Raw genomic sequence first — 8,505 nt, forward strand, 5'->3', positions numbered from 1 at the left:
GGCGTGAAACCTTCGATCCCAAACGAAAAGCTGCTTGACTTATCCATTACGCAGCGACCTCGACGGAGGTCAAGGATCTGCGCCGTGAGGCTCGCGACCTGAAAGAGGTTGTTGCCGAGCAGGCCCTTGAGTTGCGGCTGCTCAAAAAAAGCATGATCGGGGATGGGGGCGACGACGAATGAGATATCCCGCATCTGAGAAGCTGGAGATCATTCGCCTCGTCGAAGGGTCGCATCTTCCGACCAGGCGTACGCTGGACAAGCTCGGCATCCCCAGAACCACTTTCTATCGCTGGTATGACCGATATCTGGCTGGCGGCCCCGAGGCGCTTGAGGATCGCAGCCCCAAGCCATCACGGGTCTGGAACCGCATTCCGCAGCCAATGCGTGAGAAGATCAAGGACCTGGCTCTGAAGGAAAGCGATCTGTCGCCGCGTGAGTTGGCCGTGCAGTTCACCGACACAGAAAAGTACTTTGTCTCTGAGGCTTCGGTCTATCGCATCCTGAAATCCTACGACCTGATCACCAGCCCGGCCTATGTGGTTCTATCGGCGGCCGACGAGTTCCACGATAAAACCACTCGGCCGAACCAACTCTGGCAGACCGACTTCACTTACCTGAAGGTCATCGGCTGGGGCTGGTTCTACCTGTCGGCCATCCTCGATGATTACAGCCGCTACATCATCGCTTGGAAGCTTTGCACGACGATGAAGTCGGGCGATGTGACCGACACCCTGGACCTGGCGCTGCAAGCCTCAGGTTGTGATCAGGCGACGGTTCTGCATAAGCCACGGCTGCTCAGCGACAACGTCCTATATGCGGAACGATCAGCAGATTTGGCATCAGGTCATTGTCATGCTGGGGTGTTCCAGCATGGTCGAATGTGTGTCAGTTCGGCGTTTTGGTCAACAACGTGTCTCTCCCATAACAAACACAGAGTACGCTTTTGCGGCTCTCACCGTCCTTAAGACGAGATCTTCGGGTCGTTGAGCAGAAGGCCTGAACATTATCTACGAGGTCAGCAACCTGCCTCTACGGCCCTGTCAGAGAAGGGTCCTTCTGCTGTCGATCACCCCTCAAAGAAGGGGCGATATGGTTCCCCGCGTTTGATGATCCCATGAACTGTGCGGGCCATCTTGGCGGCGATTGCGGTGTAGGCCTTTCGGCGCAAATGGGCGTTATGCCGGTCCTTCGTGATGTAACGTTCGAACTTGTCGCGAAAGCTGTTGGTTGGCTGCATGATGGCTACCTGACCAGCCATCCATAGTGTGCGACGCAATCTGGCATTGCCGTATTTTGATAGTTTGGTCTGACCTCGGAAGGTGCCGGACTGGATGGTCGCGAGGTCCATCCCACAGAATTTGAGAAACTGCCGGTGATGCCGGAAGCGGCGCAGGTCGCCAGCTTCGGCCAGAATGGTCAGGGCGTTGATGGGCCCGATCCCCGGGATCGAAGTCAGGAGTTTGTAGTCGCTGTTGTTCTTGAGAAGCTCAACGGCGCGATCCTCAATCTCATTACGCTGGGCAATCAGGCTGCGCCCTTCACCCAAGACCAAACGAAACATCTTGGCTGCATCAGAATCCGATGCGATTGGCAAGCCAACCGAGGACTTGGCGGTCTGATAAATATCTGCAAGCAAACGTTCTTTTGAGACTTTGCGGCCGACAACTTCCCATGCGTCGGCAATGAACGCATCTTGATCCATGGCGGAGATGAAATGCGGTGACGGGTGGCGCTCCAGGAAGGCGAAGAACCAGTCGCTGCGCGAGCTGCGATGGAAACGCTCCGCTTCAGGAAAATACAGCGGCAGATAATGGGTCAGCACCCGGTGCCATAACTCGGTTTTACAACGAGAGACGATGTCGTGTGTTTTGGATAGTTCCTGCAAGTCATTTGTGCCGCTCAGCAATGGATCGTGATAGAATTGCTCATTCCCGATTTGCATCATGTGCAGGATAACCTGCGCGTCTTTTGGATCGTTCTTGTCCCAGCTGTTGTTCAGGGCCTCGCGGGTGCGCGCCAAGGCCACGGAAGATACCAGCTTCACCTCGAAACCAGCGACGCCAAGCTGATAAGCCAGAGCGCGGTGGTAATTGCCGGTGGCTTCAAACGCCACGCGGACAGGGCGGCCATAATCCGTGAGTATGGCGATCAACCGATTGAAGTCGGCAAGCTGGTTCAGAATGGTGAAACGGCGTCGACGCTTCGTCCCAGGGATACGAAGCAGAACCTCGTGGCGGGATTTGGCAATATCGATCGCCACCAAAACAGCTTCTGACTGTGCAATAGTGGTGTCGGTCATAGTCGGTCTCCTCTTAGGTGTGGTTTGTCGCAAAACCACTGTAGAAACCTGAGAACCGGCTATGATCACCTGCTGCGCTATTTGAGGGCTGCGCAGGCAATCATAGCCTCTGCATCAGCGTCATTCCGAAGGTGTTACGGGTCCAGCTACATCTCCAGCGAGTTGGCCGATTGGCTGGAGGACCGGCAGATGGATCATATTCGAGGTGCTCCGTATCACCCGTAAACTCAGGGGAAGATCGAGCGATGGCACCAGACCTTGAAGAACCGCATCCTGCTGGAAAACTACTATCTGCCCGGCGATTTCAGGCAACAGATCGATGCCTTTGTCGATCATTACAACCATCGACGCTATCACGAGAGCCTACAAAACCTCACTCCGGCCGATGTCTACTTCGGACGCGAACAGTCCATCCTGCAACAACGAGAAAGGATCAAACTGAAGACCATCGAAACCCGGCGCTTGCTTCACCGCAAATCCGCCGCATAATCACATGAACCAGATGCGCCAGAACCTCTCTTAGCTCACGCCGCCATCTGTCCCAAAATCCCTGACAAGGGACACCCAACGACAATGGCGCGGTGCCTCAAATAGTTCTTGTCAAATACATCCGTTAGATATTTCCGCTTAATCATCTCTATCTGGATGGTGCAACCAGAGCCCGCGAGCAACTTGTTGATCACCTAAACACCCGCTGTGTAAGCACAGCTATAGTCGATAACGATCTTTCGTCGAAGACCGTTGATCTCAAGTATCCGGGCGAAGAACCTTGTGGCGGCCAGCTTGTTTCGAGGTTCGGGCAGCATGAAATTCCGGGTTTTCCGTGTTTTTCTACGGTGCGATAGAGAGATACAGTTGCATTTCACTTTGAAGTTCGTTTCATCCATTCTCCAGGAGCGGTCGCACGGTCCAGTACAACGACACGCCGTTTCATCGATTGCGCCTGCATACCGTGTCGCCCAGCGGTTCAGCGTATTGTGGTTCACTGCAACACCTCCTGCGCGGGTTGCTGTCCTCCGATCACGTGCGCATGTTCGTATCGTTGCCGCCAAAGACTGTCATCTCGGATCTGGTGCGCAGGATGAAGGGCCGTTCGTCACATAAGGCACAACGGGAGTTTCCCACGCTGCGCAGGCGCTATTGGGTTCGCATGTTCTGAGGCAGACACCGAAGGCATCGTTACAATACCTCGAAAATCACATCGCCGATCCCACCAGCGCCAGTCGTTCTGCCCGTCGAATGACACCTAGTTATTCTACCAGAACTGTATTGGCTTGCCCTTCGGCCCCCATATAGACGACAAACAGGCGCAAGGGGCCGGGCCCGTCATTGCGACCATTATGCGGGAGATTTATTGCCTCAAGCACAGAGTCCCCGGCATTATACGTCTTTTCCCCGAACTCGCCATAGTCGACGGTCAGCGAACCTTCCAGAACATACCCGGTCAGAGGAACATCATGGCGATGCCACCCAGTTTCGGTGCCCACCGGCATCTCAACCAGAGCGGTTGTCACGACGGCTTGCCCGCTAGGATATTCCACGGGTTGACCCAGAACCGTCTCCGCACTGGACATCAGTGGTCTTACGACGGGCTTGGAAATGCCATCTGCGAAAAGACTAGCAGCGGCCAGACATAGTGCCGCAATAAATGAAAGAGTACGGATCAAGGAAGATCTCCTAACGCTTCTACTATGAGGTTCGGCTCGCGAGTAAGTTGCCGGTTTTCGGCCCTGAGGGAAAGGCCAAATATCTATGAGACTTTTTGACTGATAGCATTCTGAACACGGACCGCATTCAGCAGTACATTTCCTCAATTGATCTAACCATCCATTTTGTTTGGCAACCGGCACAGTGAACCCCATCGCCACGTTGATTTTGGCCCACTCAGCCCATTTGTCGACCTCAGCTCTTTCTATGGGGTCGTCCGGCCAAAAAGAGGGCGAACCGTAGCGGTTGGCTAGGTACCTGAGAATTGCACTCGTCTCCCAGATCGCTGGACCGTCCGCGTCTTGCAGCACCGGAACGGTCCTGTTGGGGTTCAATGCAGCGAAAGCATCGGTGTGGGTGACGCCGTAACGTCCGCCTGCATCGTGGCGGACATGAGGTAGTTCCAATTCACCGACACACCACATGAGGGCCTGAACGTTAGATGATGAACGACGCCCCCAAATCTCAAGCATATCCAGTATCGCCCCGCACTCTGCTAGCTCCGACTGGTCAGCAGCTTGAACCCTGCAAAGGCAAAAAACGCTCCAAGTGTCGCCTGAATATACCGGCGCGCCTTTCCGTACAGAGATACCATGATCGGGGTCGAAAACGCGACGGCGTAGAGGACATGGATCACGATTGAAAGCAAAAACGTCCCTGTCACGATGACAACAGCCACCCAGAGTGGTGCCCCAGGCTGTAGCCCAAGCGCAATGATAGCAATCCAAGTCAAAGCCGCTTTCGGGTTGGTCATTTGGATGATGTATCCGCGTAGCGCGTAACCAAATGGGAATCGTGTTTCCCCGTCTAGCGTTCGGGCTTTTACATCATGCGCAGAGGCTGCCGATTTAAACGCCTTGTAGGCTAGCCAAAACAGATAGAGGCCACCCACGATCTTACCCACCGCTATGGCCGCTGCATAAATGGCGAGCACTGCCGACAAACCCAAATCCGTCAGCATTGCCCAAGTAAATGAACCTGTTGCGACGCCAAGAGCAAGAGAAATCCCTGCCTTCCGACTGACGCTCATCGATGTGTCTATGACTACAAGTACATTCGGTCCTGGGCTTAAGACGCCCAACAAGAAAGCCGAATACGCCAGCAAAATACCGGGGAGATAAGTGTAAATCTGTTCCATTATGAATTTCCTCGTTTTCGGAAAGCTTGCGATAGGCGACTCATTGCATCAAGAAAAACTTCAGAAGCAGACGTTTAGGGTGCCGTACCATCCGCGTCTTTCCAGTTCGATTATAGCGCGGCGAGCGTCAGGTCTGGTTGCGATTTAGGGTCTGGTAGATGGTTGGCCTGGATACGGAAAACACCTCGGCCAGATCGCTGATGGAATAGTCGCCGGTGCCGTGCATTCGGCAGAGTTCCTTCTGCTGCTTGTTAGATAGCTTTGGCTGTTTGCCGCGCAATTTTCCTTTGGCTCGGGCGATGGCCATGCCTTCACGGGTCTGCATACGGATCAGGTCAGCTTCGAATTCGGCAAAGGTGGCTAGGATGTTGAAGAACATCTTCCCTATTGGATCGGTTGGATCATAGACGGATGCACCGAGAGCCAACTTGACGCCTTTGGCTTCGAGTTGGTCTGCGATGGCGCGGGCATCGGGAACTGAACGGGCAAGGCGGTCGAGTTTGGGCACGACAAATGTGTCACCCTCACGCACGGCGGCGATTGCCTGATCAAGTCCTGGGCGTGCGCGGCTCGTACCAGTCAGGCCTTGGTCGGTGTAGATGCGATCAGTGGTTACGCCGAGCTTTTCCAATGCCTGCTTTTGCGCGGTGAGGTCCTGACCGTCGGTTGAGCACCGGGCATATCCAATTTTTGTCGCGGTCATGCATGAACTGTACGAATACAGCCCCTTCACTGCAAATATTATCGGACCATCTATACGAGACACCTCCCGCAGCAGTTTCGCTGGACAGAGCGGATCTCGAACAACCGTCCGTTCATCGGACCCCTTACGGACATAACTTTGAATGGCACACCGAGCGGTTCTGACCGCGCGACAACGCGCGGCGCTTTTTGATCTTCCCACCGATGAAGCTACGCTGTTGAAGCACTACACCTTGGACGATGAAGACATCGAACACATCCGCACGCGACGGCGGTCAGAGAACCAGATCGGCTTTGCACTTCAGCTCTGTGCTTTTCGGTATCCTGGTCGCTTGCTGAACGCGGGCGAGGTGATCCCTGAACCTTTCTTGCGCTTTGTCGCTGCCCAAATTGGGTTCAAGCCTGACGATCTGCTTCCTTACGCCAGAGAAAACACCCGCTACGAACATCTTGACGTTTTGCGCAAGATTTATGGGTACAAGATGTTCACGGGCAAAGCTGCAATGCAGATGAAACGTTGGCTCGATCAGCACGCCGAGGCCGCACAATCCTGCGAAAGCATGGTGCGCGGGTTTGTGGAAGAGTGTCGTCGGAGACAGATCGTCTTGCCCGGTCCAACTAGAATAGAACGTCATTGTGCGGATGCGTTGGTTGACGCCGAGCGGCGGGTCGATGCTCGTATTGTCGCGCGTCTCGATAGCAAGATGCGCGCACGTCTTGATGCCTTGCCGACCGAAGAGGTGGATGGTCGGGTCAGCCGGTTCATCTGGTTGCGGAAGTGCGAGGTGGGCAAGAACTCCGCCGATATGAACCGTCAGCTTGATCGGTTGGAATTTCTGCAAGGAATTGCCTTATCACTTGTGGTTCTGGACGACATTCCAGCGCATCGGGTCACACAATTGCGCCGTCAGGGGGAGCGCTATTTTACAGATGGCCTTCGGGACATCACCAGTGATCGCCGACTGGCCATTCTCGCCACATGCGTTGTGGAATGGTCAGCTGCCATCGCAGATACCGTTGTCGAAACCCATGATCGGATCGTTGGCTCGATCTGGCGGGAGGCAAAGAGGATTTGCGATGCCCGTGTTGCCGAGGCGCAATCGGAGATTGCAGCAACCTTGGCCGGGTTCGAAACGCTAGGCACGACATTGTTGCTGGCCAAAGGCGATGAAGTGGCCGTCGCCGGTGCCGTGGATGCGTCCTGTGGTTGGGGCATGCTGGAAAGCCTCGTCGCAACGGCAGGAGCGCTTGGGAAAACCGTAAAGGCAGATGCGCTGGCCTATGTTGAGAAGGGCTATCATCGCTTCAAGCTCTATGCCCCGCGCATGCTGGCGGCCTTGGACGTTACCTGCGCCAGTGTGGCCGAACCGTTGCTTACGGCAACCAATGTAATCCGCGACAAGCAAGATATCCCAAGCCGGTCTGCTCCGTTTCTGAAGCCGCAGTCAAAATGGCGAGGCCAGTTGCGGAATGCCGAGACCAACAGGGACCGGCTATGGGTCGTTGCGGTATTGTTCCATCTGCGTGAAGCCTTCAGGTCCGGAGATGTCTGGCTTTCCCATTCCCGCCGCTACAGCGACATGAAACAGGCCCTGGTTCAGATGGAAGCCGCGCAAACAATGGGCTTGTCGATGCCCTTGGAACCGGAAATCTGGATCGCAGATCGCAAACAACGCATGGAAGATGGGCTGCACAGGCTTGCGATGGCAGTCAGAAACGGAACCCTTCCCGGTGGTGTCATCGAGGATGGTCGGTTGCGCGTTGAACGAGTTGAAGCGGATGTTCCGGCCGAAGCTGGTAGCCTCATCTTAGATCTTTACCGCCGTCGGCCGGAAGTGAGGATCACGGATATCCTCACAGATGTGGACAATGATACGGGGTTCGCCGATGCCTTCACCCATCTGCGCACTGGGGCACCGTGCAAAGATAGGCTCGGATTGCTGAACGTCATTCTGGCAGAGGGCCTGAATCTTGGCCTGAGCAAGATGGCTGCGGCCAGCAGCACCCATAGCTTTACTCAGTTGGACGGCTGTCAAACTGGCATGTTGAAAGCGCGGCCATCAATCGGGCGTTGGCCATGGTGATTGAAGCGCAAGCGAAGTTGCCAATGGCAAAATACTGGGGTGTCGGTGAAACCACATCCAGTGATGGTCAGTTCTTTCCCACCACGCGACAGGGTGAAGCGATGAACCTGATAAACGCGAAGTACGGTCATGAACCCGGCCCGAAAGCTTATACCCATGTGTCGGACCAATACGGCCCATTCGCCACCCAGGTCATTCCCGCCACAGTGAGCGAGGCTCCATATATACTGGACGGGTTGCTGATGAACCCAACCGGGAAACGGATCAGAGAGCAATACGCCGATACCGGCGGCTTCACCGACCTTGTGTTCGCAGCCACTTCGTTGCTCGGCTACCGGTTCATCCCGCGTATCAGGGATCTGCCATCCAAACGGCTGCATGTCTTTGATCGCCGCAGTGTCCCGACTGAACTGAGGGGTTTGGTGGGCGATAAAATCCGCGAAAACACAATCGCCGCGAATTGGTCGGATGTTCTGCGCTGTATCGCGACCATGCTATCCGGGAGAATGCGTCCCAGTCATATATGGATACCCCCGGTGTCAAGCGATCTTTGAATGGTCTGTGAGCGTGTGA

Annotated in this window: 3 protein-coding genes and 6 pseudogenes; 4 read left to right on the top strand and 5 right to left on the bottom strand. The window is 55.0% G+C overall.

The window, feature by feature from the left end:
* Positions 1 to 50: 50 nt before the first annotated feature.
* Positions 51 to 808 (top strand): annotated as a pseudogene (locus GOW16_RS22295) (helix-turn-helix domain-containing protein); the annotation flags it as partial.
* A gap of 234 nt (positions 809 to 1,042) precedes the next feature.
* Here GOW16_RS22295 and GOW16_RS22300 read toward each other — a convergent pair.
* Positions 1,043 to 2,301: pseudogene (locus tag GOW16_RS22300) on the bottom strand (IS110 family transposase).
* 138 nt (positions 2,302 to 2,439) lie between these two features.
* On the opposite strand from GOW16_RS22300, the pseudogene GOW16_RS22305 reads away from it, so the two are divergent.
* Together GOW16_RS22305 and GOW16_RS23175 are read left to right on the top strand one after the other, a co-directional pair.
* A pseudogene (locus tag GOW16_RS22305) lies at positions 2,440 to 2,790 on the top strand (integrase core domain-containing protein); the annotation flags it as partial.
* A 505-nt stretch (positions 2,791 to 3,295) separates the two neighbouring features.
* Positions 3,296 to 3,528, top strand: a pseudogene (locus GOW16_RS23175) (transposase); the annotation flags it as partial.
* Between the two features lie 23 nt (positions 3,529 to 3,551).
* On the opposite strand, the gene GOW16_RS22900 reads toward GOW16_RS23175, so the two are convergent.
* The 4 genes and pseudogenes from GOW16_RS22900 to GOW16_RS22330 form a co-directional block, all read right to left on the bottom strand.
* The gene (locus GOW16_RS22900) at positions 3,552 to 3,968 is read right to left on the bottom strand and encodes a cupin domain-containing protein (RefSeq protein ID WP_254429889.1); all 417 of its coding nucleotides are present in this window, start codon (positions 3,966 to 3,968) and stop codon (positions 3,552 to 3,554) included.
* A gap of 282 nt (positions 3,969 to 4,250) precedes the next feature.
* Positions 4,251 to 4,481: pseudogene (locus tag GOW16_RS23025) on the bottom strand (glutathione S-transferase N-terminal domain-containing protein); the annotation flags it as partial.
* A gap of 23 nt (positions 4,482 to 4,504) precedes the next feature.
* The gene (locus GOW16_RS22325) at positions 4,505 to 5,146 is read right to left on the bottom strand and encodes a LysE family translocator (protein WP_170419748.1); all 642 of its coding nucleotides are present in this window, start codon (positions 5,144 to 5,146) and stop codon (positions 4,505 to 4,507) included.
* 127 nt (positions 5,147 to 5,273) lie between these two features.
* Positions 5,274 to 5,849, bottom strand: coding sequence for a recombinase family protein (locus GOW16_RS22330; RefSeq protein ID WP_170419750.1), 576 nt, complete (start codon positions 5,847 to 5,849; stop codon positions 5,274 to 5,276).
* Between the two features lie 142 nt (positions 5,850 to 5,991).
* Between GOW16_RS22330 and GOW16_RS22335 the strand changes: the two are divergent.
* Positions 5,992 to 8,456 (top strand): annotated as a pseudogene (locus GOW16_RS22335) (Tn3 family transposase); the annotation flags it as partial.
* Positions 8,457 to 8,505: the final 49 nt, after the last annotated feature.

Origin of the sequence: Ruegeria atlantica (genome assembly GCF_013033965.1) — a bacterium.
In the GTDB taxonomy this organism is placed as follows: Bacteria; Pseudomonadota; Alphaproteobacteria; order Rhodobacterales; family Rhodobacteraceae; genus Ruegeria; species Ruegeria atlantica_D.